The organism is Frankia sp. AiPs1, from assembly GCF_023716945.1.
Classification (GTDB): domain Bacteria; phylum Actinomycetota; class Actinomycetes; order Frankiales; family Frankiaceae; genus Frankia.
On record NZ_JAMQQF010000787.1, the window covers coordinates 1 to 2079 of the forward strand.

Below are 2079 nucleotides of genomic sequence, written 5' to 3' on the forward strand. Positions count from 1 at the left end.
GGGTGCGGGCGCGGGTCAGCCAGTTCCCTGACCGACGCCGGCGGCCCCCGCCCGGCTTCGTGGCGGCCCGGGCGCGGGTCAGGGAATTCCCTGACCGACGCCGGCGGCCCCCCACCCGGCCTCGCGGCGGCGCCGGGCGGGGGTCAGGGAATTCCCCCGGTTCGATCCGGCGGCTGACCGTTCCGTTTTTCGCCAGCGCCGCGCGGGGGTGTGGTGACGCCCGTCCATCGTTGCGCGCGCGGTGTCGATAAGGGCCAGAGCGCTGCCCGTCCGGTCCCGGAACGACGCTTTCCCGCGGTTCGCGGAACCGGCGGGGACCCCGATTCCGGCCGCCCCGGGGTGGCTCGCTGGATCACCTGCGCAGCGTCACCCGAGGCGGGCGGCCGTATACGGCGGGTCGCGGCGCGGCCGGACAACTGTCACGGCGGCGTGGGCCGAGGGGCGCGGCACCCGGACGCTGTCACGAAAAGTGAGCCTGGGGACACATCTTGCTGAGGGGTGGGCGCTTTCCGGTGGCGTGTCCGAGCGTTGGGTTCGGGGTGGTTGCCGACCCTGCTGGTATGTCCATTATGGTCTTCGACAGCACTTCTGTTCCGACCCTTCCCAGGTGTCTGGAATACGAAGTGCTGGTTACGTGCCACGCGAACAGCGATACCCGTCGAACCGATGCGCCTAGTCCTGCCCCCGGTTCGGCGGCCCCTCCGAGTATGTCGGGGCAGGCGCGGGGGACCCATGGTCCTGGAGGCGGCTGCTGCAGGCGGCGCTGTCTCCAGGGGTGGAGCCGATAGGTCCGCGCGGCCGGCACCGGGCTCCCCGGCCCGACTCCCGGCAGCTCACCTCGTAGGCGCACGGGAAGGACACACCTTGCCCCGTCGTGGTATGGCCTGGCTACCGGAGGACTGGGAACAGTTCGTCCGCAGCCGCCAGCGGCCGCCGGCGCCCCGCACCCCCTCAGGCTCCGGCGCGGTCCGCCGCCGTACCACCCCCCCGCCTCGGCGGGCCGCCACCATCGCCGCGTTCACGACCGGGACGCTCGCCGCGTCGACGGCCGCCTTCGCCGCGACGGTGCCCGCCGGGACCGACGGCGCGGCCTCCCTGGACGCGGGATCACCGATCCACGAGGCCGCCGTGATCGGTGGGCACGGGGCCGTCGGCGACCTGACCGGGGCGCGCACTCTCGCGCCGCTGGCCACCGCGATCGCCGGCCACGACCCGGTCTTCACCAACGTCTCCATCACCGCGGACAAGTCGGCCGTCGCGCCGAACACTCCCGTCGTGCTGACGGTGCGGGCCACCGAGGCCGACAGCGGCGCCCCCCTGTCGGGTCAGGACGTCCGCATCGTGGTCGTGAACGGGCCGCAGTGGCAGACCTCGACGCGCCTGCACACCGACGCCAACGGGACCGCGCAGATCACCGCCCGGTTGCTGTCCACCACGACCATCACCGCCGTCTTCGACGGGTCGAACGCGCTGCGGCCCTCGCTCGCCGGTGCCGCCACCGTGACGATCAGCAGCCCGTCGCGCGGCGCGGCCGGCCTCGGCCGCTCCGGCTTCGGCTCCGGCGGCGGGTCGGTCATCGACCAGGCCATCCCCACGGTCATCCCGGGCAGCTCGATCGGTGAGAAGGCCGTCTACCTGGCCTCGCTGAACAAGGGCAAGCCGTACGTGTGGGGCGCCGAGGGGCCCTACTCCTTCGACTGCTCGGGTCTGGTCCAGTACGTGTTCAAGCAGCTCGGCCGGTCCCTGCCGCGCACCGCGCAGGGGCAGTACAACGTCTCGACCAAGGTGCCGCAGTCCGGCAAGCAGCCCGGTGACCTGATCTTCTACGGCACCCCGGGCAACATCTACCACGTCGGCATCTACGCCGGGAACGGCTACATGTGGGCCGCGCCGCAGACCGGCGGCGTCGTCTCCCTGCGTCCCATCTACAGCTCCACCTACAAGGTCGGCCGCATCCACTGACCGCGCCGGTAGCCGCTGACCGTGCCGGTGGCCGCCGCCTGCTCCGACGGCCGCCGGGTCCGACGGCCCGGCGGCGCCGGCCATCCGCTAGCGTCAGCCCTGTCCGGACTGCCGACC

At 73.1% G+C, this 2079-nt stretch carries 1 protein-coding gene; it reads left to right on the forward strand.

All coding sequences use genetic code 11. The features are described 5' to 3' along the window. The first annotated feature begins 864 nt into the window (after window positions 1–864). Window positions 865–1962, forward strand: coding sequence for a C40 family peptidase (locus ND748_RS30650; RefSeq protein ID WP_251749776.1), 1098 nt, complete (start codon window positions 865–867; stop codon window positions 1960–1962). Window positions 1963–2079 lie beyond the last annotated feature (117 nt).